The 25,385-nt window shown below is 61.6% G+C and carries 22 protein-coding genes; 8 read left to right on the top strand and 14 right to left on the bottom strand.

What is annotated here, in order from left to right:
* Positions 1 to 47: 47 nt before the first annotated feature.
* A complete protein-coding gene (locus ACUN9V_RS03415; RefSeq protein WP_445510327.1) occupies positions 48 to 1,748 on the bottom strand; it encodes a 2-isopropylmalate synthase in 1,701 nt (566 codons plus the stop codon).
* Between the two features lie 234 nt (positions 1,749 to 1,982).
* Here ACUN9V_RS03415 and ACUN9V_RS03410 point away from each other — a divergent pair, with 234 nt between their 5' ends.
* The 4 genes from ACUN9V_RS03410 (at position 1,983) to ACUN9V_RS03395 (ending at position 5,298) form a co-directional block, all read left to right on the top strand.
* A complete protein-coding gene (locus tag ACUN9V_RS03410) occupies positions 1,983 to 2,468 on the top strand; it encodes an Lrp/AsnC family transcriptional regulator (protein WP_445510326.1) in 486 nt (161 codons plus the stop codon).
* Between the two features lie 120 nt (positions 2,469 to 2,588).
* Entirely contained in the window at positions 2,589 to 3,104 is a 516-nt protein-coding gene (locus ACUN9V_RS03405; RefSeq protein WP_445510325.1) for an invasion associated locus B family protein, read from the top strand.
* 215 nt (positions 3,105 to 3,319) lie between these two features.
* Complete coding sequence (locus tag ACUN9V_RS03400) at positions 3,320 to 4,297, top strand: tripartite tricarboxylate transporter substrate binding protein (RefSeq protein ID WP_445510324.1); 978 nt, start codon at positions 3,320 to 3,322, stop codon at positions 4,295 to 4,297.
* 158 nt (positions 4,298 to 4,455) lie between these two features.
* The gene (locus ACUN9V_RS03395; protein WP_445510323.1) at positions 4,456 to 5,298 is read left to right on the top strand and encodes an HpcH/HpaI aldolase family protein; all 843 of its coding nucleotides are present in this window, start codon (positions 4,456 to 4,458) and stop codon (positions 5,296 to 5,298) included.
* Between the two features lie 91 nt (positions 5,299 to 5,389).
* Here the strand turns inward: ACUN9V_RS03395 and ACUN9V_RS03390 are convergent, their stop codons facing one another.
* Positions 5,390 to 5,593, bottom strand: coding sequence for a putative motility protein (locus ACUN9V_RS03390; protein WP_075561660.1), 204 nt, complete (start codon positions 5,591 to 5,593; stop codon positions 5,390 to 5,392).
* Positions 5,594 to 5,804: 211 nt separating this feature from the next.
* Here ACUN9V_RS03390 and ACUN9V_RS03385 point away from each other — a divergent pair, with 211 nt between their 5' ends.
* The 4 genes from ACUN9V_RS03385 (at position 5,805) to aldA (ending at position 9,415) form a co-directional block, all read left to right on the top strand.
* Positions 5,805 to 6,413, top strand: a complete 609-nt coding sequence (locus ACUN9V_RS03385) for a hypothetical protein (RefSeq protein ID WP_445510322.1) — start codon at positions 5,805 to 5,807, stop codon at positions 6,411 to 6,413.
* 109 nt (positions 6,414 to 6,522) lie between these two features.
* Positions 6,523 to 7,371, top strand: a complete 849-nt coding sequence (gene nfo, locus ACUN9V_RS03380; RefSeq protein ID WP_445510321.1) for a deoxyribonuclease IV — start codon at positions 6,523 to 6,525, stop codon at positions 7,369 to 7,371.
* Positions 7,372 to 7,474: 103 nt separating this feature from the next.
* A complete protein-coding gene (locus ACUN9V_RS03375; RefSeq protein WP_075561657.1) occupies positions 7,475 to 7,762 on the top strand; it encodes a hypothetical protein in 288 nt (95 codons plus the stop codon).
* Positions 7,763 to 7,939: 177 nt separating this feature from the next.
* Complete coding sequence (gene aldA, locus ACUN9V_RS03370; RefSeq protein ID WP_445510320.1) at positions 7,940 to 9,415, top strand: aldehyde dehydrogenase; 1,476 nt, start codon at positions 7,940 to 7,942, stop codon at positions 9,413 to 9,415.
* A 111-nt stretch (positions 9,416 to 9,526) separates the two neighbouring features.
* On the opposite strand, the gene ACUN9V_RS03365 is transcribed toward aldA, so the two are convergent.
* The 12 genes from ACUN9V_RS03365 to ACUN9V_RS03310 all read right to left on the bottom strand — a co-directional run bounded on the left by ACUN9V_RS03365 (position 9,527) and on the right by ACUN9V_RS03310 (position 25,207).
* The gene (locus tag ACUN9V_RS03365) at positions 9,527 to 10,726 is read right to left on the bottom strand and encodes an MFS transporter (RefSeq protein WP_445510319.1); all 1,200 of its coding nucleotides are present in this window, start codon (positions 10,724 to 10,726) and stop codon (positions 9,527 to 9,529) included.
* A gap of 49 nt (positions 10,727 to 10,775) precedes the next feature.
* The gene (locus ACUN9V_RS03360; protein WP_445510318.1) at positions 10,776 to 11,660 is read right to left on the bottom strand and encodes a LysR family transcriptional regulator; all 885 of its coding nucleotides are present in this window, start codon (positions 11,658 to 11,660) and stop codon (positions 10,776 to 10,778) included.
* A gap of 39 nt (positions 11,661 to 11,699) precedes the next feature.
* Complete coding sequence (locus tag ACUN9V_RS03355; RefSeq protein ID WP_075561653.1) at positions 11,700 to 12,191, bottom strand: pyridoxamine 5'-phosphate oxidase family protein; 492 nt, start codon at positions 12,189 to 12,191, stop codon at positions 11,700 to 11,702.
* Between the two features lie 317 nt (positions 12,192 to 12,508).
* On the bottom strand, positions 12,509 to 15,175 hold the full coding sequence (gene pepN / locus ACUN9V_RS03350) for an aminopeptidase N (RefSeq protein WP_445510317.1): 2,667 nt from the start codon (positions 15,173 to 15,175) through the stop codon (positions 12,509 to 12,511).
* Positions 15,176 to 15,415: 240 nt separating this feature from the next.
* Positions 15,416 to 15,826 (bottom strand): YbaN family protein, encoded by a 411-nt coding sequence (locus ACUN9V_RS03345; RefSeq protein WP_439285078.1) that lies wholly within the window; start codon positions 15,824 to 15,826, stop codon positions 15,416 to 15,418.
* Between the two features lie 251 nt (positions 15,827 to 16,077).
* On the bottom strand, positions 16,078 to 16,872 hold the full coding sequence (locus tag ACUN9V_RS03340; protein ID WP_445510365.1) for an AraC family transcriptional regulator: 795 nt from the start codon (positions 16,870 to 16,872) through the stop codon (positions 16,078 to 16,080).
* A gap of 236 nt (positions 16,873 to 17,108) precedes the next feature.
* Positions 17,109 to 18,392, bottom strand: coding sequence for a benzoate/H(+) symporter BenE family transporter (locus ACUN9V_RS03335; RefSeq protein ID WP_445510316.1), 1,284 nt, complete (start codon positions 18,390 to 18,392; stop codon positions 17,109 to 17,111).
* Positions 18,393 to 18,461: 69 nt separating this feature from the next.
* Positions 18,462 to 19,265, bottom strand: coding sequence for an enoyl-CoA hydratase/isomerase family protein (locus tag ACUN9V_RS03330; RefSeq protein ID WP_295037572.1), 804 nt, complete (start codon positions 19,263 to 19,265; stop codon positions 18,462 to 18,464).
* A gap of 75 nt (positions 19,266 to 19,340) precedes the next feature.
* Positions 19,341 to 20,870, bottom strand: a complete 1,530-nt coding sequence (locus ACUN9V_RS03325; RefSeq protein ID WP_445510315.1) for an AMP-binding protein — start codon at positions 20,868 to 20,870, stop codon at positions 19,341 to 19,343.
* Entirely contained in the window at positions 20,870 to 21,376 is a 507-nt protein-coding gene (locus ACUN9V_RS03320) for a (2Fe-2S)-binding protein (protein ID WP_439285070.1), read from the bottom strand. Before ACUN9V_RS03320 ends, ACUN9V_RS03325 begins: the two co-directional genes overlap by 1 nt.
* Positions 21,357 to 22,205: an FAD binding domain-containing protein gene (locus ACUN9V_RS03315; protein ID WP_445510314.1), complete on the bottom strand. Its 849-nt coding sequence runs from the start codon at positions 22,203 to 22,205 to the stop codon at positions 21,357 to 21,359. Before ACUN9V_RS03315 ends, ACUN9V_RS03320 begins: the two co-directional genes overlap by 20 nt.
* Positions 22,202 to 25,207 (bottom strand): xanthine dehydrogenase family protein molybdopterin-binding subunit, encoded by a 3,006-nt coding sequence (locus tag ACUN9V_RS03310; protein WP_445510313.1) that lies wholly within the window; start codon positions 25,205 to 25,207, stop codon positions 22,202 to 22,204. Before ACUN9V_RS03310 ends, ACUN9V_RS03315 begins: the two co-directional genes overlap by 4 nt.
* Between the last annotated feature and the right edge of the window lie 178 nt (positions 25,208 to 25,385).

Raw genomic sequence — 25,385 nt, 5'->3', positions numbered from 1 at the left:
GCGCCATTGGGCGCCCCGTCTGCGTTTCCGCCAAGTCTGATGAGCCGTTACAGCGCTCGCGCCGCTTCGCGTGCCTCGCTCGGCTCGGCAGTCGTCGCCAGGTTGATCCCGGCGATCAGTGCCTTCAGCGAGGCACTGACGGTGTCGCTGTCCTCGGCCACGGCGCACACACGCTGCCCGTCGACGTTGAGCTGGACGAAGGCGATGGCATTGGCCTCGCTGTCACCCCCCAGTGAATGCTCTGCATAGTCGACGATACCAACGCTGATGCCGGAATGCTTCTGCCACGCATCGGTAAACGACGACATCGCGCCATTACCCTTGCCCGAGAGCCGCAGCGTCTCGGCGCCCTGCCAAAGGGTTACTTCGATACCCTCGTCCTGGCCCTTGGACAGACGATAGTCGGCCAGCGACAACGGTGATTCGCAGGTGAAGCGATCGAACATCACTTGGCGAATCATCTCGCTAGAGAGCTCGCTGGCCCGCGTCTCGCTTTCCTGCTGCACGTAAGGTGCCAGTGCCAGCATCATCCAGCGCGGCAGGCTGATGCCGTAATCGCGCTCGAGCAGGAATGCCATGCCGCCCTTGCCGGACTGGCTGTTGACCCGAATGACCGCCTGATAGTCACGACCGATGTCGTGCGGATCGATGGGCAGGTAGGCGACCTGCCAGGGTTCGTCCGGCTGCTGATGCTTGAGCGACTTGCGAATCGCATCCTGATGGCTGCCCGAAAAAGCGGTGTAGACCATCTCGCCGACCCACGGGTGGCGCGGATGAATCGGGATATTGGTGCACTCGTTGACCACTTCGATGATCTCGTCCGGCCGCGACAGATCGAGCTCCGGATCGATGCCCTGGCTATAGAGATTCATCGCCAGCGTGACGATATCCATGTTGCCGGTACGCTCGCCGTTGCCCAGCAGCGTGCCCTCGACGCGCTCCGCGCCGGCCAGCAGCGCCAGTTCCGCGGAAGCCACCGCACCGCCACGATCATTGTGGGTATGGATCGAGATGATGACGCTGTCGCGATTCTTGATGTGCTGGCAGAAGTATTCGATCTGATCGGCGTGATGATGCGGCCCCGCCACCTCCACCGTGGTCGGCAGGTTGAGGATGCACTTGTTGGTCGGCGTCGGCTGCCATACGTCCATGACCGCTTCGCAGATCCGCAACGAGAAGTCGATCTCGGTGCTGGAGAAGCTCTCGGGGGTATATTCGAAGCGCCACTCCACCTCCGGATAACGCTCGGAATAGGTCCTGACCCAGGTCGCGCCCTGTACCGCGATATCGACGATGCCGTCGCGGTCCATCTCGAACACCCGTTCGCGCTGCACGGTCGAAGTGGAGTTGTAGAGATGAACGATGGCGCGCTTGGCGCCGACCAGCGATTCGAAGGTCTTTTCGATCAGGTGTTCCCGGCACTGCACCAGTACGGCGATGGTGACGTCGTCAGGGATCTGGCAATCATCGATCAGCCAACGCACGAAATCATAATCGGGCTGGCTCGCCGACGGAAACCCGACCATCACCTCCTTGATCCCGACCTTGACGATCTGGTGCCAGAAGCGCTTCTTCTGCTCCACGCTCATCGGCTCCAGTAGCGCCTGATTGCCATCGCGCAGGTCTTCGCTGACCCAGATCGGTGCGTGATCGAGATCACGGTCCGGCCATTGGCGATCGAAGGCGGGTACGCGGGGCGCTGGACGGTATTTTCTATGATCAAAGGCGCGATGATCGGAAGCAGACATGGTGAAATTCCTGAAGGTGAAGAATTCGGCGCGTTTCGACCGCTGATGGCAGTCCGGTCGTCGTGCCGCAAGGGGGATATCCCTGCGGGCGGCTCCGCTGCTCGTGGCGGCGGCTCTGGACGACAGCCACAGTGTAAAACGTTTCCTGCGGCAGTTTATTGCGAAAGAAAGCGCCAACCGAAGTATATTGGCATAAAATTGCTGAAAATATTCTATTTAAGGCAGAAAACACCCATGACCCCGCCGGCGCCGCTAGCCCTGGATCGATACGATCGACGCATACTCGAACTCCTCCAGCAGGAGGGGCGTATCAGCAATCAGGAACTGGCCGACCGTATCGGCCTTTCGCCCTCCCCCTGCCTGCGACGCGTCAGGGCGCTGGAAGAGAATGGCCTGATCGTGCGATATCGCGCCGATGTCGACGCGCGTCATCTGGGTTACCAGCTGATGGCGCTACTGCATATTTCGATGGATCTTCACACCCCGGAGCGCTTCGACAACTTCGAGCGCCACATTCGAGAAGTGCCCAACGTCATCGAGTGCCTGATCATCACCGGCCAGGCGGCGGACTTCCAGCTCAAGATTCTGGTGCGCGACATGGACGACTACCAGCATCTACTTCTGCACGTCATCAACCGCATCGAGGGCGTCACCGGCGCCCATACCAGTTTCGTTCTGCGGCGCGTGTTCGAGAATCGCGGCGTGCCGGTGGAGCTCTGACCCCGTATCTGCCCCTGAATGCCAAGAGTGCCCCTGAATGGCAGAAGTGCCCCGCGCCGCGCGAATTAGGCCATACTCATGCATGACGACGCCCGATCGATCACAACACAGGAAAATGCAATGTCTCTTCGCCGTACCCTGCTCGCCTCGCTGCTGCCGCTGGCCGCCGCCATCCTGACGCCGGCACAGGCTCAGCAGTCGAGCGAACCACAGGTCGATACCGAGCAGTTCCAGTCCTGGGAAGTGCGCTGCCCCAAGGGCGGTGAGCGCCAGAGCTGCGTGATGAGCCAGATGGTCAGCAACCCGGGCAGCGACGACTCGCTGATGCGCGCCATGGTCGGCCTTCCGGCCCAGGCCGACGGTCCGGTCATGGTCTTCCTGCTGCCGCTGGGCGTGCGTCTGGCGCCGGGTATCCAGCTTCAGGTGGACGACAACGAACCGGTGGGCATGCCCTACCAGGTCTGCCTGCAACAAGGCTGCCGCGCCAATCTGGCGCTGTCGCCGCAGTTGCTCGCTCAGCTGCGCGGCGGCAACAAGGCCACGGTCAGCGTCATCGCCCCCGACGGCAAGCGGCTCGACATGGACCTGTCGCTGATGGGCTTCACCAGCGCCAGCCAGCGAATCGCCTCGCAGTAAAGGGCCCCGCTTCCGCACGCGAGATGTCAGGCCCGGCGCCCTGCGCTGGGCCGCATCGGCGGGCCGATCCCGACGGTGTACTGTCGACGCTGTTCGCCAGCTCCCATTAGACGATTGCGCAATTGTCGGGACAGTGAGGTCTGGGTTAAGACTTTGCATGCAAAGTTCATCTTGAAGACTCACTTTCAAAGACAAGCACGCCCAGCGAGGTCATCATGAAACGATCCAGCGCGCCCCGTCATCTCAGCCTGCTGTTGTCCGCCGCCGTTCTGGCCTCGCCACTGGCATGGGCGGATTATCCCGAAAAGCCGATCACCCTGATCGTGCCCTGGGCGGCAGGCGGCGGTACCGATGCAACCGCCCGCATCATCGCCTCCTCGCTGGAGGAGCAGCTCGGCCAGACGATCAACGTCCAGAACCGAACCGGTGGCAGTGGCGTCGTCGGCCATACCGCGATCGCCAACGCCAAACCGGACGGTTACACCCTGGGCCTGGCGACCGTCGAAGTCGCGATGATGCACTGGCAAGGGCTGACCGACCTGACCTATCAGGATTTCACGCCGATCGCGCAGATCAACTTCGACTCCGCCAGTCTCTCGGTCGCTGACGACTCGGCGTTCAAGGATCTCGAAGACTTCGTGACCAAGGTCAAGGACAACCCGCAAGGCACCTATACGGCATCCGGTACCGGCCTGGGCGGCATCTGGCACGTGGCACTCAACGGTTTTCTGATGGATCAGGACATTGCCGCCGGGAAGATTACCTGGATTCCCAGCCAGGGTTCGGCGCCGGCCATGACCGAGCTGGCGTCCGACAGTATTGACCTGGTGGCATCTTCACTGCCGGAAGCCAGATCGATGATCGACGCCGGAGAACTTCACAGCCTCGGCGTCATGACCCCTGAAAGACTCGAAGGCTTTCCCGATATCCCCACCTTCAAGGAGCAGATCGGGAGTGATTTCACGCTCGGCGCCTGGCGTGGCATTGTCGGACCCAAAGGGATGGATGAAGACGTGGTGGCAACGCTGGAAGACGCCTTCAAGAAAGCCTACGACAGCGACGCCTATCAGAACTTCATGGCCAAACAGGGTTACGGCGTGGTGTGGCGAGACGCCGATGACTTCGCGCAGTTGATGGCCGAAGACGACGAGAAGTTCGGCAAGATCATGGGCGAGATGGGACTGACGAACTAGATCGCTACCGCGACATGGGTGAAACCGATAACTCTGGAATCGTGTTTTTCTCGAGGAGAGGGGTTGTCCCCAGGATAATGTCTGTTCCATGCGGGCCGGCGCAGCAAATGCCCGGTCCGTCTTGTTTCTTTTCCCAGCCACGACAGGAAGCCGTAGCCATGCAACTGCCAGAGAATCCATTCAAACGCTCGCTCGATGGCAATACACGCTATGGCTGCTGGGCCGGGTTCGGTACCGGCTACGCGACCGAGATTCTTGCCACTACCGGCTTTGACTGGCTGCTGATCGACGGCGAACATGCGCCCAATACGGTGCCCTCCGTACTGGCCCAGTTGCAGGCCATCGCTCCCTATGCGATCGCCCCCGATACCATCACCCCCAATACCATCACGACCTATGCCTGCGCCCCGGTGGTGCGAACCGTCAACCACGACCCGGCGCTGATCAAGCAGCTACTCGATATCGGCGCCCAGACGTTGATGATTCCCATGGTCGACACGGCCGAGCAGGCGGCGAAGCTGGTGGCGGCGACCCGCTATCCGCCTCACGGTTTCCGGGGTGTCGGCGGCGGTTTGACCCGGGCGACGCGCTGGGACAGCGTCGAGGATTACCTGGCACGCGCCCATGAAGAACTCTGTCTGGTGGTGCAGGTGGAATCTCAGAGCGGCGTCGATAACGCCGAAGCGATCGCGGCCACCGAGGGTGTCGATGCCGTCTTCGTCGGCCCGGTGGATCTCTCCACCGGTGTCGGTCACGCCGGCAACCCCAACCATCCGGACGTGCAAAAGATGATTCGTCACACGCTCGAGGTCACCCATGTCGCCGGCAAGGCGGCCGGCATCCTCGCGCCCGCCGAGGCGGATGCCAAACGGTATGCCGAATGGGGGTTCGATTTCATCGCCGTCGGCATCGATATCAGCCTGCTGCACCAGGCCGCCATCGAAACGATTTCCCGCTACAAGCCGGACACGCCCAAGCCCAGGTCGAGCCTGGGGTATTGAAGCAGCGAGAGGCATGATCGCCCGGTGACGTCGGATAAAAAACGCGCTCCGTGGAGCGCGTTCGCTATCCGCCTTATCAACCGATCAACCTTCACGCATAGGTGTTGATCTGCGTTCCCACACTACCGGAAGAGGCCAGCTCGGCTGTCGGTGCCACGGAAGACATCAACTGCTCGATGTGCGAGGCCTGCCCATCGAGAGACTTCTTCAGCAGGCTGTTCTGCGCTTCCTGGCCCTGATTGAAGTTCTGCAGCGCCAACGCTGTGCCGACGGCGGCATTGACTGCGGTATCCATCGCAAACTCCTTGATCTGAAGGAAGGTGATGCGTCCACCTGTCTTACGGTTTTTCGATCTTTCGGTCCATCCACTCGGGTATCGGCCGATCCGGGCATCAACTTTAGCCATCGATGATCGACATGACCCGATAGACGATGGCCGCCGCACCGGAAACGCGCTGATCTATCGGTTAAGCTTGGCCGTGGGATTTCACACCTAGGAAAGTTCGATGCTCAAGCTCCTGCCCACGACCGCGCTCGCATTGTTGACCGTCACCGCCTTGAGCGCCTACCAGCAACACGATTCCCCGACTCAGGCTGACGGCGTCTCCACCCAGACATTCCACGCCGCGGATTATCCGCTGAGCATGACATATGACGCCGAATTGACGCGTGTCGATGGCGAGGCGTCCAGCTACTTCGACAACGGTGGCTGGCAACTCGAAGATGACGCACCCGGCGATCGATTGATCCTGTTGAAGCTGCCCCAGTCCGACGAAATCACCACGGCGCTATGGCGCCTCGGAGCGAGCGATGACGCGAGCGCCGTCGACCATTGCCTGACCGTGCCGGCCAACGCCCAGGCGATGTCGTCGAAAACGACCATCGGCGGGAAAGCCTTCAGCGGATTCACCCTCGGCGACGCGGGCATGAGTCACTTCCAGAACGCCGAGGGCTATCGCGCCATGATCGATGGCCGCTGCTACGCCATCGACCTGATCGTCCAGGGCACCAACGGCGAAGTCTACGACCCGCCGCGCAAGGCTCCGTTTTCCGTGGATGACGCCATGAGTCGGCTGCGCTCGATCAATGAGGGGATCTCGTTCGACCGCGAATGAGGCTTATGCGGGATCGGGTGTCGCGTTTAGCCGGCCTGGCGCAGCCGCGGGACATCGCGATGAAGCGGCTGGTAAACTGCAAGCGCTCGTTCCAAGGATTGAATCACCCATGAAGACCATCGGAGCCCACGTCAGCGCCGCAGGCGGTGTCGATCAGGCAGTGAGTCGCGCAACCGAAATCGGTGCCAACGCCTTTGCCCTGTTCACCAAGAATCAGCGCCAATGGAACGCCAAGCCGTTGGAAGAGACCACGATAGAGGCGTTCAAGACGGCCTGTCGCGAGCAGGGATTCGGCCCGGACCAGATCCTTCCTCACGACAGTTACCTGATCAATCTGGGTCATCCGGAAGCCGACGGGCTGGCTAAGTCTCGGGCTGCGTTCCTCGATGAGTGCCAGCGCTGCGAACAGCTGGGACTGACACTGCTCAACTTCCATCCCGGCAGTCATCTCAAGAAGATCAGCGAACGCGACTGCCTGGCGCGAATCGCGGAGTCGATCAACGAGGCGCACGCGGCCACTCATTCCGTCGTCGCCGTGATCGAAAACACGGCCGGGCAAGGCTCCAATCTCGGTTTTCGCTTCGAACAGCTGGCCGAGATCATCGAACAGGTGGACGACAAGAATCGCGTCGGCGCCTGCATCGATACCTGCCACGCCTTCGCCGCCGGCTACGATCTGCGCACCGAAGCCGCCGCCGTCGCCATGCTCGATGAATTCGAGCGTATCGTCGGCATCCGATATCTGCGTGGCATGCATCTCAACGACGCCAAGAGCGAATTCGGCAGTCGCGTCGATCGCCATCACAGCCTGGGCAAGGGTAATATCGGGCTCCCCGGATTCACCGCGTTGATGCGCGACAGCCGCACCGACGGCATCCCGCTGATTCTCGAAACCGTCGAGCCAGCCATCTGGCCCCAGGAGATCCAGTGGCTGCGCGATCAGCAGCCCACCGACTGAGCGTCCCCTATCTGATTCCCAAACCCGAGTCTCGAACTCGCTTTCCAGGCCTGGCCCGCGAAAGCTGGCTCTGACACCACTAAGCTCCAAGGAACTGCTCGATATGGATGGATTCTTCAACTGGCTCGGCGAAGCGATCGGTAACGTGATTCGTACCGTGGTCAATGGCCTGCATGCTGTCTTCGGCAATCTATGGCAGGCAATCGACGGTTTCGTCGACGGTTTGACCGGTTCGCTCGGCATCAACGACTCGATCTTCAGCATCGTCGTGCTGGTGATTGGCGTATTGCTGCTGCTCAACGGCATCCGGTCGCTGATTCGAGGCGGCGTCGTCGGCGGCATCGTCTGGCTGCTGCTCGGCCTGCTGATACTCAGCTGGCTGATCCGCTGAGCTGAATATCCGAGACTCGCGAGCTATTGCCCATTCCTGTTTGATCGGCGATCCAAACTTGTCATCGTTGGCCTCGTCTACCACCTTGAAGTCACAGGGCCGCATTGATTAGCGGCCTATCGACGGCAAGTCCTGCCGTCCTTCCTCTCGAGGAAACAGGCCAAGGAGGCAAAATCGATGAGTCAGTCACTCAAATCGCAGCAAAACGGCGTCGACGTCTACAACCAGTTCATTGGCGGCCAGTGGCTCACCGGCGACGGCGAACTGCTGGACGTGCTCAACCCGGCGACCGGCGACGTCATCGCCCGCGCCCAGCTGGCCGATGAAAAACTCGCGGATCAGGCACTTCAGGCCGCCCAGAAGGCGTTTCCGGCCTGGTCGCGCAAGACCGCCGTCGAGCGCGCCGATTATCTTTATCGCCTGGTCGAACTACTTCAGGAAAACCGCGAGCGCCTGGCTCGCCTGATCACCACCGAACAGGGCAAGCCGCTGTCGGAGGCGGATGCCGACGTCGGGATGTGCTGCGATCTGATCCGCTTCGCGGCGGAGAACACCCGGCGGCTCGAGGGCGACATCATCCCCGCGGATGATCCCGACGAGCAGATCTGGATCCAGAAAGTGCCGCATGGCGTGGTCGTGGGCATCACCGCCTGGAACTTCCCCGCGGCGCTGATCGGGCGCAAGCTCGGGCCGGCGCTGGCGGCGGGCAACACTATCGTGCTCAAGCCGTCCGAAGAGACGCCGCTGACGGCGCTGGAGATCGTCGAGCTGGCGCGCCAGGCAGGCATTCCCGATGGCGTGGTCAATCTGGTCAACGGCCGCGGACGCGAGATCGGCAATCACCTGATCACCAGCCCGATCACCCAACTGGTGAGCATGACCGGTAGCGTGCGCGGTGGCCGCGAGATCAACAAGGCCGCCGCCGAGCATCTCAAGATCGTAAGGCTCGAGCTGGGCGGCAAGGCGCCGTTCATCGTCATGGACGACGCCGATCTCGACCCGGCCGTCGATGCCGCCATCGCCTCGCGCTACAACAACTGCGGACAGGTCTGTACCTGCAACGAACGCATGTACGTGCAGTCAGGCATCTACGATCGCTTCCTGGAGCGTTTCAAGCAGCGTGTCGAGGCGCTCAAAGTCGGCAACCCGTTGACCGACAATGACGTCGACATGGGGCCGAAGATCAACGCCGCCGAACTCGACAAGATCCACGACATGGTCGAACACGCCCAGAGCCAGGGCGCGACGCTGTTGACCGGCGGCAAACGTCTGACCGGCGGTGATTACGACAAGGGCAACTACTATGCCCCGACGATCCTCTCCAATGTCGACAACGACATGGATATCATGAAAGACGAGATCTTCGGTCCGGTCGCACCAATCATGAAAGTGGACAGTTTCGAGCAGGCGATGGAGTACGCCAACGCTTCGGAATACGGCCTATCCGCCTATGTGTTCACCCAGAACGTGAAGCAGCTGATGGCGCTGACCCGCGAGCTCGACTTCGGCGAGATCTACGTCAACCGTGGCGGCGGCGAGTCGGTTCAAGGCTTCCACAAGGGCTACCGCAACAGCGGACTGGGCGGTGAAGACGGCAAGTATGGCCTCGAAGCCTACGTCAAGAGCAAGACGATGTACGTGCACTATTCATAACGTCCACGTCCACCACGTACGACGCATCATGCACTATGCGTGACAGTCTGGTTCAGCTTCATGTTCCAGCCATGCAACGGGCCGCCAATGGCGGCCCGTTGTCGTTGGCGGCTATTGCTGATTCCACGACGGCAGCACGTGGTCACGATAACACCACACGATGAGCACACCGGCGACGAGCATGACGAGCGCCACCGCCAGGAGTATCGATCCCGTCGCCCAAAAACCGGCCGTCACGCTCACGATCAGCCCACCGAGCGGCTGGGTAAGATTGTTGAGCATTACCACCAGACCGGTCGTCTTGCCGAAGTCTTCCGGCGGAATGACCCGACGGCGCAGGCTGCGAATCGACACGCTGAACATCTTGTCGAAGCCCACCACCAGCAGGAATCCCAGCGCGTAGAGCCAAGACATGGCGGTCACGCTTACCATCAGCCCGCCCAGCGCCATCGCCGTATACGCCACCAGCCCCAGCCGATCCGCCGGAATCAGCGATCTTGCAGTGAAGAGCAGCACCAGGACAGTGGCCAGCGCGCCGCCGGCCTGCAAGGCACCGTAGTAGATTTCGCCATGGCCCTGAATGCCGGTGACTATCGCCGGCGCCGTTGCCAGCAGCGTCCCCAGCAGCAGATTGACGGCCATCGCCAGCCCGATCGATGCCGGCAAAGCGGGACTGGTTCTCAGGTGACGGCCAGCGATCAACAGCGCCCGATACCCGTTGGGCGAAGCCGATCGTGGTACCGGAAGCTCGGGGCGGGCCACACGCTGCCATCGCCACACCGTGATATCGCTCAGCAAAAACCCGAGCGCGATGACCACTACCACCACTTCCCATTCAAGTTGGGCCAACAGCGCTGCCGCGAACACCGGGCCAAGTACCGTGCCCAACTGATCGAACAGCTGGGCGTGGGAGATCAGCCTTTCGTAGCGCGCCGAACCGAACGCCTGCACCAATAGCATTTCTCGCGCCATCACGCCCTGGGTCGACAGCACGCCGACCACGGCCGATAGCCCGATCAGCCACGCCACATGGGGCAGTGCCAGATATCCCAGGATCGCGACCACGCAGGTGGCCATGCGCCAGCGCTGACCCAGCCGCAGCAGAAGATCGTTACGATGGCGATCGCAAAGCTGGCCGCACAGCGGGAATGCCACGAAGCGCGGCAGGGTCTCGAAGAAGAACGCCAGACCCGACCAGGCGACGCTGCCGGTGAGCTGATAGATCACCAGCGGCACCAGGAACAGCAGCATCTGGTCGGCCAGTCGCGACAGCAGCAGCGACACGAAGAAGTGGTGGTTGGAAGATTTCATTTCTCCCGCAGCCTCGCCTGAATGACCGGAAATGTCGAGGGTTCCTCGGTCATCGGCCCAGACCCGCCCCTGACAGATGGCTCAGGAACTGGCTGAACGCCGGCGTCTCATAACCTTTGCGCCAGGCCAGCTGAGTCTTCACGCGGCACAGCGGCGTCACATCGAGCGTCTCGGGCATCTTCATGGTGTCGAGAACGCTCTCCGGCAGCACCGTCACGCACCGGCCGGTGCTGGCGAGGGCCACCATCACGTGATACGAGGATGTCTCCTGGACCGTCCAGTCGTCGCTTTCCGGCAAATTCAAGGTCTCTTCCGCGATACGCCGGTAGGTGCAACCCGGTGGAAAAGCCGCCAGCGTTCTCAGCGTAGAATTCTGCAGGTCGGCAATCCCCTTCGGCGACAGCAGTAACAGCGACTCCTCCCAGGCATCCTGGAACACGAGATCGAGAACCTCCAACCGATCCGACCATTCACTGCCGAGAAACGACGGCGGGATCGCCAGGAGTGCGCAGTCGATTCGCCCCGAACGAACATCGTCCATCAGCGTCATCGAGGGTCCGGTCCGGAGCTCCAGGCGCACCTCGGGGAATGCCGCATCGAAGCTCGCCAGGCAGTCCGGCAGGCGACTGGCAGCAGTCGCTTCCATGCTTCCGATACGGATCGTGCCCGGGGCTCGACCGCCGGTCACCACGTGCATCGATTCGGCCCGCAGCGCGAGCAGCTTCTCGGCATAGTCGAGAAACATCTCGCCCGCGTGCGACAGCGAGATCCGCTTGCCGGTGCGTACCAGTAGATCGACACCGAGGCTCGCCTCCAGCTTCTGCAGCTTGGTCGTCACGTTCGAGGGGCTCTTGCCCAGGCGCCTCGCGGCACCGGTCACGCTCAGCTCCCTGGCGACGCAGACGAAAATCCTGAGCGATTCGAAATCATCCATGTCGCCTGCCTCGCCGGGCCGAGTATCGATGCTCGCCCGTCATGTCAGCGCGGCCTTGACGTCCTCGAGAGAGACTTCCGTTCTCATCTTCAGCGTATCCGGCGCCAGCTCTTTCTCCGACAGACTGTTCAGCCAGGCGCGCCTCGGCGTGGCGCGATAGAAACGCTTGATGCCATCGCCCAAGAAGCTCGTCAGATCGACCGTGTCATCGGGGTACAGCAGGCGGAACGCCTTCTCGGCCTCGTCGATATCCGCGACCTCGCCGGCCTCGCACTGCAGATAGATGCCGCGCAGGTTATTCGTCCCTCTGGTGCGGGTCGAGTCGTAGAACGTGAGAAAAGCCCGGGGATTGGCCGCAATGTTGTGTGAATGCACGGCCTCCTTCCACGAGGACCAGTAGAACGTCAACGCCGAGTCGGGTATGGCCGTCACCGGGGTGTTCCAGGGCACATCGTCCCGGGAGGTCGCGATATTGGCGTAGAGACAATTCGCCAGTAAGTCGGCGCTGCGTTCAGCAAGATCAATGGACATCACGTCACCTGTATTTTCATATCGAGAACGAAAACAATAATTCATTCTCAATAAGAGAACAATAGGGGCGCGCGTGAACGCGAACCGATCATTGAAAGCGTTGCCAGACGATTCGTGTATATCGTTCGTGCGCCGCTCATTCCCCGCTCATGCCTCCGGATACAGGCGACTCGAGGACACGAAAAGGCCGCTACGGATAGCGGCCTGGATTCCACAGAGAGCCCTGTCAGCCTGTTACACGGAACGGCCCCATGAAACGGTTTCGTAAAGCGGTTCCATAAAACGGTTCCATAAATGCCCTGTGCGCTAAGGCAACATCAGGCATCCGCCAGCGCGCGCTCGACCATTTCGAACACATTGGGCGACAGTTTCTCGGCGCGGATACGCTCGAGCTCGGCTTTCATCAACGCCTGACGCGTCTCATCGAAACGCTGCCAGCGGGTCAGCGGCGTGATGATGCGTGCGGCAATCTCCGGATTGAGGCGATTGAGCTCGATCACCACGTCTGCCAGCAGTTTGTAACCCTCGCCATCGAGGCGATGGAAATTGATCCGGTTCTGGGCAAAGGCACCGACCAGCGCGCGCACCTTGTTGGGATTCTTCATCGAGAACAGCGGATGTCCCATCAGGAAGCGAACGCGCTCGAGCACATCGGGCTGCGGGCGAGTGACCTGGATCGTGAACCACTGATCCATGACCAGCGGATCGTGGGCCCACTTCTCGCCGAACGCCTTGAGCGCCGGCTCGGCCAGATCGGTACGATCGCTGTGGGCCAGCAGCGTCAGCGCCGCGCGCACATCGGTCATGTTGGCGCTCTGCTCCAGCTGTTGCTGCGTCAGGCTGACGGCCTCGTCATTCTCGATGCTCATCAGATAGGCGAGTGCGACGTTCTTGAGACGCCGCTGAGCGATTTGCTCCGGTGTCGGCGCGTAAGGCTCGTCGCTCAGATTGTCACGATAGACGGCAAGGAAATCGTCGCGCAGCTGCCAGGCCAGCGACTGACGCACGAACTCCCGCGCGGCGTGAATCGCATCGACATCGACCGTCGGCTGCTGTTCGGCGATATACGCTTCCGACGGCAGCGTCAGCATCTCCGCCAGCACCGCCTTGTCGTCGCCGGGTTCGTTGAGCAGGCTGCGATAGGCCTCGATGAGGCGACTGTCCATCACCTTCTCGACGCCATTACGGTGCGCCGCGATCAGATCGTCCAGCGCCAGCAGGGTCAGACGCTGGCCGGCGTCCCAGCGGTTGAAACCATCGGTGTCGTGGGTCAGCAGGAACGCCAGCTCCTCCCGCGAATACGGGTAGCGAAGCTTCACCGGCGCGGAGAAACCGCGCAGCAACGACGGCACCGGCGCCTCCTCGACATCGGTGAACACGAAGGTCTGCTCCGCTTCACGCAGATGGATGACCGCGTCCTTGCCCAGTTTCTCGCTTTCGCCGTCTTCACCGCTCAGCGTCAAGGTCAGATCGTGGCCGGATTTGGTCCCGACCAAACCCAGGCGCACCGGGATGTGCAGCGGCAGCTTTTCGTGCTGGCCCGGGGTTGCCGGCGTGCGCTGAGACAGGCGCAGGTGATAGTTACCCGTGGCGTAATCGTATTCGCCATGGGCATCGATCTCCGGCGTGCCCGCCTGGGAATACCAGCGCATGAACTGATCGAGATCCAGCCCGGATACCTCTGCCATGCAGCCGACGAAATCCTCGATCGTCACTGCCTGACCGTCGAAGCGTTCGAAGTAGAGATCGCTGCCACGCCGGAAGTCTTCCCAGCCCAGCAGGTGTCGCAACATGCGCACCACCTCGGCACCCTTCTCATAGATGGTCAGGGTGTAGAAGTTGGAGATCTCGATGTAGTGATCGGGCCGGATTGGGTGGGCGGTCGGGCCGGCGTCTTCGGCGAACTGCGCGGTGCGGAAGAACGAGACGTCCTCGATCCGCTTGACCGGCGCCGAGTTAACGTCGGCGGAAAAGGTCTGGTCGCGGAAGACGGTGAAGCCTTCCTTCAGCGAGAGCTGGAACCAGTCGCGACAGGTGACGCGATTGCCCGACCAGTTATGAAAATATTCGTGGGCGACGATACCCTCGACCCGCTGGAAGGCCGCATCGGTGGCGGTCTGCGGATGAGTCAGCACCGCCGCCGAGTTGAAGATATTGAGCCCCTTGTTCTCCATCGCGCCCATATTGAAATCGTTGACGGCGACGATCATGAAACGGTCGAGATCGTATTCCCGGCCGTAGGTCTCTTCGTCCCACTGCATCGAACGCTTGAGCGACGCCATGGCGTGCTCGGTCTTGTCGAGATTCTCCGCCTCGACCCAGATCTGCAGCAAGACGTCGCGACCACTCATCGTGGTGTAGTGGTCCTCGACTTTTTCCAGGCTGCCTGCAACCAGCGCGAACAGATAGCTGGGCTTGGGGTGCGGATCTTCCCAGGTCACGAAATGACGGCCGTTGGGCAGCTCGCCCTGCTCCACCGGGTTGCCGTTGGAAAGCAGCACCGGGAGCGACTCGCGATCGCCGATTAGCGTGGTCGAGAACGTCGCCATCACGTCCGGCCGATCGGGATAGAAGGTGATTCGGCGGAAGCCTTCCGGCTCGCACTGGGTGCAGAACATGCCGTTGGAGCGGTACAGGCCTTCCAGCGCGGTGTTGGCGTCGGGGTCGATCTCGACTTCGGTATCGAGCAGGAAGCGCTCCGGCACCGTGGGGATGGTCAGCGTCTCGTCGCCGACCGTGAACTCGTCGGCGTCCAGCGTCTGGCCGTCGATCGCGACGCTGATCAGCTTGATCTGCTCACCCGCCAGTTCCAGCGGCAGGCCAGCCCCATTTTCGCCCGGCTCGCGATCGGGGTGACGTTCCACGTGCAAGCGTGCCTTGACCCGGGTGGCAGACGGCTCGAGATCGAAGCTGAGCTCGGTGTGCGTGACGCGGTACGCCGGCGGCAGATAATCCTTGAGATAGGTCGCTTGCATCTCAGACATGGCAACGCTCCTTGCAGAAATGGGTAGGTCGAATCAGCGGAGCGCATCAGAGAACCGAGCCCGGATCACGGGATGGAGTCCGTCGTAATTCATCGATGCCCTTGCCGATCGACGATCGGACACCATTCTACCCGCGTGACCAGCGCAATATCGAATCGCTGACGTGGCTATGGATAGTCAAGGCTCTGGATAGCCGTGGCTCGAATGCCAGGAAGGGAAACAGCAGCAGCCGTCGAGAGGTCAACGTCGCTCGGAGGCATCTTCCGACCAGACGCCGCGCACCGGGCACTGCAGGCTAGGTAGCGGGCGTGTCACGATCCAGACCGCGAGCCCGGAAAGACCCACGATCAAGCCGATCTTGAGCGGCCAGTGGGAAACGGTAAAAGCGATGATCGCACACGACACGCTGAGCATGACTACGGCCATGATCTTGGCGTGCTTGGGGATGGCACGCTCCCGCTCCCAGGACTGGATCGGCGGACCGAAGCGCGGGTGATTGCGAATCCAGTTGGCGAACCGGGGAGAGCCTCGGGAAGCCAGCCAGACCGCCGCCAGCATGAAACACGTGGTCGGCATCACCGGCAGAAAGAGACCGATCACGCCCAGCGCGAAGCTGATGGCGGCCAAGGTGACATAAATGGCATTACGCATGCCGGACATCCCCACTCCGGTGTGTCGATAGCGCCACCCGAGAGCGACGCCAGAACAGGTAGTGTAAACCAGCCCCGGTCACCCGCTCCAATGTCCAGCCATGGAAAAGGCCAATGTCGGCGGTAGAAAGACCGACCATTCACATGGCGGCGGTTAATATCGCCCGGCCATCCGGTCTGGGCACTCTGGGGCTGAATAGCGAGACAGCTGCTGCCGCACTCCGCCCATGCTTTCACGCTTCATGCCCCGCTTCAGGGTGAGTAATTATCCATGACGCGCTGATACTGACTCGGCGCCGCACCGATGTGACGACGAAAGAAACGGGTAAAATGCCCCTGCTCGGAGAAGCCCAGCTCCTGAGCCAGATTGCCTAGAGAGCCTTGGCGGTTATCGGCCAACCACTGAAACGCCGAACTCATGCGCCCCATGTTGGCCAGCATCTGAGGGGTCATCCCCGTGGTTTTTTTGAACAGCGAGAAGAAATGCGCGCGTGATAGTCCACACTGTCGAGCAATCAGATCGAGATCCAGATCGCCCGGCGCGGATTCGAGAATGAGCCCGATGCCTCGTCGTATACGGACGTCGTAGAAATCGCCCGCAGTACCCGCCTTCAACCTGGCCAGATGATGCCAATCGGAGTGCTTTTCGACGATCGATATCAAGAGATCGAACAGCAGGCTCTCCATTTTTTCCCGGGGCATCGGCCCAAACCCGAGCATCTCGCCGATCAGGATATCTGCCTGACGACGCATGCGAGGGGTCAGTTCGATACACGGCTGTGCGAAAAAATCGGGGCGAGCGCTGGTCGAGAGATCCGTTTGAAGCGCCGCGAGCCAGCGTGGTTCGATATACAGTGCCAGAATCACACTTTCGGATACGCCGGCCTGGTGGTCGTAATAGTGAGGTTCCCAGGCGTTGACGAGCACGGCGGTGTCATCGGTGAGCGGTAGTCGACGCCCGCGCACCGAGAAATAGGTGTTCTGCCCGGTGGCCTTGATGAGGACGTGACACTCGGAATGGGCATGAGGCACCAGCGGCTCGTCCATATCCAACAAGGCGATTCGTCCGAACCCTCCATGAAAGATTCGATAAGCATTCGACATAGTGCCTCTCGGTCATCCCGATTATGTTGATGGACAACATCCCACAGTATCATTTTGAAGCCGATCCAACGGTGGCATTGGACCAAAGATGAAACCGCTCACGAAGCGATGATCACCTGACGTCACGCCATCCCGATCTCGCCAGGTACCACCGCGCCTGCCTTTCACCGATGTACCGCCTAGACCCGGCTGCGGTCGACAGGAGCGCTCCCGCCCGGCGTTGCCGATACGCCATTGACGGGGGCCTCGCGCAATATGGCCGATACTGCGATGCCAGCGACCAACGCCCAGAATGGTGAACTGATTCCCAACAGACTCAATTTGCTCATCGCCACTACCAGGGCCACGAAGGCCCCGATTTGATAACCGGACTGTTTGTTGAAGGCTTGCTGGAAAGCCGCCAGCAGCACACCGATCATCGCCACACCGGCAACACTGGCAATCAACGCCTTGGGCAGCGCCATGATCAGCGGCACCGCACCGCCCGCGAACAACCCGAAGGCGCAAAACAGCACGCCATTGACCAGCGTCGCGCCATAACGCTTTTCACGGTCGGCGCCGGCTTGATCGGAGGCGCAGATCGCCGTCATCGGTCCGGCAATGTTGGCGTTGTGCCCGCCGAGCAGCCCGGCCACAATGCCGCCGATGCCGCTGATGATCGTCATCGCGTTGACCGGCGGCCGATATCCCTCGGCTAGCAAGACCCCCGTAGCCTGGGCGTTTTCCGCCCCAAGCACCAGCGCTGCCAGCGGGATCGATATTGCCACGAAGGCATCGAACGAGAAATTCGGCCAGGTAAACTGTGGCGCCACCATCGCGATATCCACGCCGCCGGTCTGGATGGCACCCGTGAAAAAGGCCATCAGAAAGCCCACTACCGCAGCGACCAGTACCGGCGGAACGGACTTCAAAAAGCGTGATGTCAGAAAGAAGGCAATGAGCGCCGTTCCGGCAATCAGCGGCGCGGCGCCTACCGAGTCGACGGCCCCGACGCCGAAGCGGATCAACGCCCCGGCGATCATCGCCATGACGATCGGCATGGGTAGCCAGCGCATGATGCGCCCTACCCAGCCGCTGAGGCCCAGCAGAAGTACGATGAGGCCACTCAAGATGAACGCCCCGACCGCCTCGGCGAACGGTATCGTTACCAGTGCGGCGCTCATGATCGCCGCCCCCGGGATGGAATAGGCTCCCGTGATGGGTTGGCGATATCTAAGCGCCATGATCAAGCTGATCAGACCGCCGAGAAAATAGACCGCAAATAGCCACGCCACCGTCTGCCCATTGGTCAAATGTCCCGCGTTCGCCGCACTGATCACGATCAGCGCGGGTCCCGAGCAACCGAACAGCGCTGCAACGATTCCGGTACTGATGGACTTGAAGGAAAGAGCCGAACGCAGGTCTTTCCCCCAATGGATACGGTCTCCTCCCGGCAACGCAGCCCGGGTATCTTTTTGAGACATGGCGTGACTCCTCGTTATCGTTTTCTAGCTATCGTGTCGTTGCTGGTGAGCGTTCAGCGGTCGCCGAATTTACTCCCCGCGGAACACCGCCTTGCGTTTGGCATGAAAGGCTTCGACCCCTTCGCGGAAGTCGTTCGAGCTGCGCAGACGGCTGTAGCAGTGGCCTTCCATCTCGATGGCAACCGACAGCGGCGAGTCTTCGTTGTCGTTGATCAGCTTCTTGGCGGTGCGCTGTGCCAGCGGCGAAAAGCGACGCAACTCCTCGACCAGCGAGCGGGTGGCGGCTTCCAGCTGATCATCCGGTACGCATTCGGTAGCGATACCCCACTCCAGAGCCTGCGCCCCGGTAATGCGCTTGGCGCGCATGACCATGTGTTTGGTGCGGGTAATGCCGATGATCTTCTGCAGTCGAGCGGAGCCGCCGGATCCCGGAATCTGGCCCAGGTTCTGCTCGGGCAGGGCGTAGCGTGTGGTTTCGGAGGCGATGCGGAAATCACACGCCAGCGAGAGTTCGAAGCCGACGCCGAAGGTATAACCGCGATTGGCGACGATGACCGGCTTCTCGCACCGTGCCGGTGCCGCCACGTTCCACGCCAGCTTGGAGACATGTTCCGGCGAAGCCTCCAGAAACCCCTTGATGTCACCGCCGCTGGAGAAATGCTCTCCTTCGGCACGCAACACGATGACTCGCACATCGTCGTGGGCGTCGAGCGCCTCGAATACCTGCCGCAGCACCTCCCGCTGCGACATGGCGATCACGTTGAGCGGCGGACGATTGAGAACAATATCGGCCCGCTCGTGATCGGCATCGATTTGCACCTCGAAGCCGTCGAACTCGGAAGCCAGAAAATCCTTGATCGCGGGTTGAGTCATGACAGTTCCTTGATTGGGTTGAATCGTGAGCGGGTCGTGGATCGGATCGAACGTGAATCGGACGCGAACCGGCAGTTAGTCGGTGGCCAGGGAGTCGGCGCGGTCATCGAGGAGCACGCGACGCAGGACCTTGCCAACGGCGGATTTGGGAATGTCTTCGACGAAGATGTAGCGGCGCGGGCGTTTGAAGCGTGTGAGGCCAGCTTCGTTGCAGTGCTCGCTCAGAGCGTTTTCGTCCACCGCGCCACGCACCTTGACGAACGCCGTGACGATTTGGCCCCACTGCTCGTCGGGCAGCCCGGCGACCACCACTTCCTCGACCTGCGGATGCAGCGAGAGCACGTTCTCGATCTCGGCGGGGCTGACGTTCTCGCCGCCGGTGATGATCAGGTCGTCGACACGGCCGGTGACGAAAAGATCGCCGTCCTCGTCCAGATAGCCCATGTCGCTGGTGAAGTACCATCCATCGCGGAGCGACTTCTGGTCGGCTTCGGGGCGCCGCCAATATCCCGAAAAAGCCTCGTCTCCGGCCAGATCGGCGATGATTTCACCCTCTTGTCCCGCCGGCAGGACTTCGTCGGGGGATGCCGCATCGACCGGCACCACCCGGATGCGTTGATTGAGCGAGGCGCGACCGGAGGAGCCCGGCTTGCGGTTGGCTCGTTGATCGATGGTGAACGTGTATATCTCGGAGCAGCCGTAGTGATTGACGAACAGACTCGGCTCAAAGGCAGCTTCGACGCGGGCCATCAGTCCGGCGCTCATCGCCGCCCCGGCGAAACCGATCTTGTCGACGCTGGCCACACGCTCGGCACGGAAGGTCGGATGCTCGATCAGCATGTGATAGAGCGTGGGAACGAGATAGAGGTTGGTCACCCGATCGCGCTCGATCGCTTCCAATGTGGCTTCCGGGTCGAAGCGCGGCACGCAGACGAAGGCGCCATCGATCAGCGCCATCGACAACAGCGAACGTACCCCCATGGTGTGATAGAGGGGCATGACGCCTAGCGTGCGTTCGTCGTGGCGATAAAGATTCTGGGCCACGTGCGCCATCGCCGCAGCGCGCTCCGCTTGATGCGTTCGCGGTACGCCCTTGGGCCTTCCGCTCGTGCCCGAGGTATAGAGCATCAGCGAGATATCTTCGGGTCGAGCTCGACACAGCGTCTCGCCCTGCCCGCCGAGCAGCGACTCGAATGCCACCGCCGCGTCGTCGCCGCAGCTGCCCACCGCGATACGAGAAATGGCGTAGGCTTCCTCGCAGGCCAGAACTGACTTGGCGCCTGCGGCATCGAACGCGACGCCACGGGCCTCGGCGTCTTCCAGACAGTAGCGCACGTCCCGGTCCGTCGAGCGCCAGTTGATCGGGGTGACGATAATGCCGGCAAACTGACAGGCCCAATGCAGCGTTGCCATCTGCCAACGATTTTGCATTACCACGATCAGATGGTCTCCACGGCCCAGCCCCAATGCTTCCAGCCCGCGTGCCACGCTCTGGATATCCTCGAGCCATTCGGCGTAGCTGCGCCGGAACTCACCATCCGTGATCGCTATCGACCGCGGACGTCGTTCTACCGTTGCGAGAAAACTGCGGCCAAGGTCGAACATTAGAGTGCCTCCTGTCGGTTGTTCTGTCTGGCCCGGGCCACTGCCAGCACGGCCTGGACGATGCCGGTGTAACCGGTACAGCGGCAGAGATGACCCGACAGCATGTCGCGCACCTCGGCTTCGCTCGGGTCCGTCACGCGGCCTAGAAATTCGTGGCAGGACATCAGTATCCCCGCCGTGCAGAATCCGCATTGCAGAGCGTGATGTTCCCGAAACGCGTGCTGCAGATCGTTGAGCTCGCCCTCTTTTGCCAACGACTCGATCGTTTCCACACGACGGCCTTCGACTTGTACGGCGAGCATCAGGCACGATCGTGTGGCGCGTCCGTCGACCATCACGGTGCAGGCGCCACATACGCCATGCTCACATCCGACGTGTGTCCCGGTAGCGCCGAGCGAGTGCCGCAGGAAGTCACACAGCTGCGTGCGCGGTTCGGCATAGGCACTGCGCTCGCGACCATTGAGCGTTAGCGTGACGCGATAGCGTTCATCGAGCCGGACGTACATCGGCGGTCTCCTCCTGGACGATCTCTTCGGTCATCAGTCGCCGTCCCATTTCTCGTACCAGGTGACGGCGGTAAGTGGCAGAGGCGTGAATGTCGTCCTGCGCCTCGAGAGACCAGGCCAGCGTGTTGAGGGCGTCGTCGAGGTCGACGTCGCGGGGAATGCGTCGCACCACGGGCCGGTCAGCAACGCCGCCCACGCCGAGGCGGTATTCGGTTTCGCCGATGTCGACAGCCAAGGCGACGATGGCGAAATCACCATGGCGCATGGCGACCTCCTGGAAGCGATAGCGGTGCCCTGCCTTGCTGAGCGGAAAGCGCACTTCGGTGATCAATTCGTGGGGACGTCGAGCGGTGGTCAAGACCCCCTGAAAGAAGTCATCCCCGGTCACGCGACGCGGTTTACCACGCTTCGTCTCCAGCACCACTTCACCGCCCAGCGTGGCGAGACATAGCGGCAGCTCGGCACTGGGGTCGGCATGCGCGATGGATCCGCAGACGGTGCCGCGATTGCGGGTCTGGAAATGGCCGATCCAGGGCAGCATCTGTGCCAGCAGCGGCACTTCGTCAGCGAGTGCGGCGTACTCCGCCAGTTCGGCCTGGGTGGTGGCAGCACCTACCGCAAGATAACCGTCGCGTCGCTCGATATAACGCAGCTCGTCGACGGCACTGATGTCGATCAGCACCCGGGGCTGACTCAGGCGCATGTTGAGTACGGCCATCAGCGATTGGCCGCCGGCGATGATTCGAGCATCTTCCCCGCGTTCGACCAGTTGCTCGATGGCCTCGCGACGGGTCGTGGGTCGGTAGTAATCGAAGGCAGCTGGTTTCATTGGTCACCTCCGCGCTTGCCGGTCAGAGCGCGCAATCGTTGCCATAGCGATCCTTTGTTCGTGCTGCCACTCAACCGTTGCGAGAGCCGCGAGAAGATCTGACCGATGAGCATCTTCGAGGCGCTGGAGAGCATGCGTCCGCCCACCGAAGCGATCTTGCCGCCCACCGTCACCTCATAGTCGTAGTCCAGGCGGGTCTTTCCGCCTTCGATTTCGCTGAATCGAATTTTTGCCGCCCCAGCGGCATCGCCCATCCCGCTCTTGCCGGCGCCGGAGAGACGCAGCGAGTGCGGTGGCTCGAGTTCGGTCAATTCGACCCGGGCATCGAAGCGGGCCCGGATCATGCCGACACCGACGGTGACGTCGGCGCGATAAGTGTTGTCGCCGGTCAGTTCCAGAGAATGGCAGCCTGGAATCATGGCTTTCAGTGTTTCGGGGTCGAGAATGCTTTCGAAAACGTGCTGCGGCGACGCGGGAATTTCGACACTGTCACTGGCGCTCAGCTTGGAACCTCCACCCGTCGACGCCTGCGCGCTCTCTTCAGCCACACCTTCCGGCCTTGGTGGTTCCTCGATTCCCATCAGCATGCGGACTTTCGATGGCGTCAACGGCAGCTCGATGGCCCCCGGTTCGACCGCGTCACCCAGCGCATCTGCTACCGCGTTGGCAATGCACACCGGCGTACTCATGTTGTTGCCTTCACCGACGCCTTTCGCCCCAAGCGGCGTGAATGGGGAGGGCGTTTCCATGTGCAGAATGGTCGGATCCGGCACTTCAACGGTGGTGGGGATCAGGTAATCGGCCAGCGTGCCCGAGGCAAAGCTGCCATCCTCGTTGTAATGGAAGGCCTCGTAGAGCGCGGCACCTACCGCCTGAGCGAAAGCGCCGCGCACCTGCCCGTCCACCAGCTGCGGATTGAGCATGCGTCCGGCGTCATGCAGCGTGACGTAGCGGTCGATCGTCACGCGACCGGTAAGCGAATCGAGCTCCACGCCGCAATAATCGAAAATGAAGCCGTAGCAGAGCGAGCTGTTGATACGCTCGTCGTCATCGGGCGCCGTCAGTTCGGCCGGCGTCCAGAAGGCGGTTTCGCGCAACCCGCCCGTTTCACCTTCAGGCAGCGTTCCCGGCGCCCAGTGAGTCGCGCCGGCGAGACGCTGGAATGACGTGGCGTGGACACCGTCGGCGGTATAGATTCGCCCTTCACCGAAGCGGATGTCCTCGACCGGCACCTGCCACTGTTGCGCGGCGATGGCGTCCAGACGCGCCCGAATCTTGAGCGCCGCGTTATGGACGGCGCCAGCCACCGCACCGGCAAAACGACTGGAATAGTTGCCCGAGGCGATCGACCAGGCATCCTTGCCGGTATCGAGCTCTACATCGACACGGATGCTCTCGAGGGAAATTCCCAACACGTCGGCGACCACCTGGGCCGCGACGGTTCGATGCCCCTGACCTTGGGGCGTGGAAGAGACGTGGACGCTGACGCTACCCAGCGGGTCGACACTAATGGTGGCGGTACTCACCGCGCCGTTCTTGGGCCCGGCACGGCGACGCTCCTCCGGCGTCTGCGCCATGGTGATGTAGCCCATGTTGGAGATCGACGGCTCCACGGCCACCGTATAGCCGATTCCGTAATGGCGACCTTCGCGACGGGCAGACTCCCGACGCTGGCGCAACTCTTCGAGGCCGCCCTGCTCGACACCAAGTTCGATGCCGCGTCGATAATCACCGGAATCCAGCAGCGCCCCGGCGGCGCAGCGATAGGGAAAAGCCTCGGTGGGCACCAAGTTGCGACGAATCACATCGAGCGGGTCAAGATCCAGCGTCACGGCAATACGCTGCATCAGTCGCTCCAGTGCGAAGTAGACCTGAGGCCCGCCGAACCCACGATTGAGGCCTGTCGGCATCTTGTTGGTCATGACGATACGGTTGCGGACCTGGAGGTGATGAATGTCGTAAGCGCCTGTGAGATTGCCGTGCATTCGATAGGTGGTGGCAGGCTCCGGGGCCCGTAGATAGGCGCCGCAATCATCGAGCTGATCGAAACGCAAGGCCGAGACACGCCCGTCGCTCGCAAAGGCCGCTTCAATCGTGGTGACTCGGTTGGTGGCCGACGATGCGCCCTGCAAATGCTCGAGCCGATCCTCGACCCACTTTACCGGCGCCCCGACCTTGCGTGCCGCCAGCCCCATCATCACGACATAAGGAAAGACACCCTGCTTGATCCCGAAGCTGCCGCCGGAATCCGGCGGCGTACGCAGTCGCAGACGATTGGCGGGCACCTGCAGGGCACGCGCCATCACCGAATGAATCGCGTAGGGCCCCTGGAAATTGGCCATGACGTCGTAGCCACCCTCCGCGGGATCGTACTGACCCAGAACGACGTAGCACTCGATCGGCGTGCAGGCACTACGAGGGTAGCGCACCTTGAGGGAAAGTCTGTGCGCTGCCTGCTCGAAAGCGGTATCCGCATCGCCATAATTGAAATAACGATCATTGACGACGTTACTGCCGACGGCCTCGTGCAGTACGCTGGCGTCATCGTTAGTGGCCATTTCGGGATCGATGGAGACGCCAAGAACGTCGTATTCGACCTCGACGGATTCGAGGGCGTCCTCAGCCAGATAACGGTCCTCGGCGATGATCACCGCCACCGGTTCACCGACGTAGCGAACCTTATCGACCGCCAGACACCAGTGCTCCATGGGCTGACGGACTCCCACGGGAAACGGTGCCGCCCAGCGTTTGACGTCCTCGCCAGTCAGCACACCTCGCACGCCCGGTATCTGCAAGGCAGCCTCTATCACGACCCGCTGGATTCTGGCGTGCGCATGGGGCGACCGAACGACCGCCGCATGCAGTGTTCCGGGCGGGACGGCGAGATCGTCAGCGTAGCGCCCCAATCCTCGCAACAACGCCTCGTCCTCGACGCGCGGCTGGCGCTTGCCGACGTAGGAGTGCGGCTGCTGATGATGATGAAGCAGTGTTGCTGAATTCATCGACGACTCCTCGATGGGCGTGAAGCTGTGCCGAGGAGTCTATGATCGCGGACGATTTCGATGCATTGCCGATCGATACGGAGTTTATCCGCAGAGTCGGATCGTTTGCCGCCGAGTCTGATTTCAAGACTAAAGTCTGACGCTACCGATCATCGGAGATCGACGAGCGACTTTGACT

Source organism: Salinicola sp. V024 (genome assembly GCF_052645315.1).
The sequence above is the reverse complement of the archived record's forward strand: the minus strand, read 5'-3'. Positions and strand labels throughout refer to the sequence as shown.

Excerpts from the sequence above, each read along its gene's own strand:
- ACUN9V_RS03415 (WP_445510327.1), bottom strand. The coding sequence starts at position 1,748 with ATGTCTGCTTCCGATCATCGCGCCTTTGATCATAGAAAATACCGTCCA.
- ACUN9V_RS03410 (WP_445510326.1), top strand. The coding sequence starts at position 1,983 with ATGACCCCGCCGGCGCCGCTAGCCCTGGATCGATACGATCGACGCATA.
- ACUN9V_RS03405 (WP_445510325.1), top strand. The coding sequence starts at position 2,589 with ATGTCTCTTCGCCGTACCCTGCTCGCCTCGCTGCTGCCGCTGGCCGCC.
- ACUN9V_RS03400 (WP_445510324.1), top strand. The coding sequence starts at position 3,320 with ATGAAACGATCCAGCGCGCCCCGTCATCTCAGCCTGCTGTTGTCCGCC.
- ACUN9V_RS03395 (WP_445510323.1), top strand. The coding sequence starts at position 4,456 with ATGCAACTGCCAGAGAATCCATTCAAACGCTCGCTCGATGGCAATACA.
- ACUN9V_RS03390 (WP_075561660.1), bottom strand. The coding sequence starts at position 5,593 with ATGGATACCGCAGTCAATGCCGCCGTCGGCACAGCGTTGGCGCTGCAG.
- ACUN9V_RS03385 (WP_445510322.1), top strand. The coding sequence starts at position 5,805 with ATGCTCAAGCTCCTGCCCACGACCGCGCTCGCATTGTTGACCGTCACC.
- nfo (WP_445510321.1), top strand. The coding sequence starts at position 6,523 with ATGAAGACCATCGGAGCCCACGTCAGCGCCGCAGGCGGTGTCGATCAG.
- ACUN9V_RS03375 (WP_075561657.1), top strand. The coding sequence starts at position 7,475 with ATGGATGGATTCTTCAACTGGCTCGGCGAAGCGATCGGTAACGTGATT.
- aldA (WP_445510320.1), top strand. The coding sequence starts at position 7,940 with ATGAGTCAGTCACTCAAATCGCAGCAAAACGGCGTCGACGTCTACAAC.
- ACUN9V_RS03365 (WP_445510319.1), bottom strand. The coding sequence starts at position 10,726 with ATGAAATCTTCCAACCACCACTTCTTCGTGTCGCTGCTGCTGTCGCGA.
- ACUN9V_RS03360 (WP_445510318.1), bottom strand. The coding sequence starts at position 11,660 with ATGGATGATTTCGAATCGCTCAGGATTTTCGTCTGCGTCGCCAGGGAG.
- ACUN9V_RS03355 (WP_075561653.1), bottom strand. The coding sequence starts at position 12,191 with ATGTCCATTGATCTTGCTGAACGCAGCGCCGACTTACTGGCGAATTGT.
- pepN (WP_445510317.1), bottom strand. The coding sequence starts at position 15,175 with ATGTCTGAGATGCAAGCGACCTATCTCAAGGATTATCTGCCGCCGGCG.
- ACUN9V_RS03345 (WP_439285078.1), bottom strand. The coding sequence starts at position 15,826 with ATGCGTAATGCCATTTATGTCACCTTGGCCGCCATCAGCTTCGCGCTG.
- ACUN9V_RS03340 (WP_445510365.1), bottom strand. The coding sequence starts at position 16,872 with ATGGACGAGCCGCTGGTGCCTCATGCCCATTCCGAGTGTCACGTCCTC.
- ACUN9V_RS03335 (WP_445510316.1), bottom strand. The coding sequence starts at position 18,392 with ATGTCTCAAAAAGATACCCGGGCTGCGTTGCCGGGAGGAGACCGTATC.
- ACUN9V_RS03330 (WP_295037572.1), bottom strand. The coding sequence starts at position 19,265 with ATGACTCAACCCGCGATCAAGGATTTTCTGGCTTCCGAGTTCGACGGC.
- ACUN9V_RS03325 (WP_445510315.1), bottom strand. The coding sequence starts at position 20,870 with ATGTTCGACCTTGGCCGCAGTTTTCTCGCAACGGTAGAACGACGTCCG.
- ACUN9V_RS03320 (WP_439285070.1), bottom strand. The coding sequence starts at position 21,376 with ATGTACGTCCGGCTCGATGAACGCTATCGCGTCACGCTAACGCTCAAT.
- ACUN9V_RS03315 (WP_445510314.1), bottom strand. The coding sequence starts at position 22,205 with ATGAAACCAGCTGCCTTCGATTACTACCGACCCACGACCCGTCGCGAG.
- ACUN9V_RS03310 (WP_445510313.1), bottom strand. The coding sequence starts at position 25,207 with ATGAATTCAGCAACACTGCTTCATCATCATCAGCAGCCGCACTCCTAC.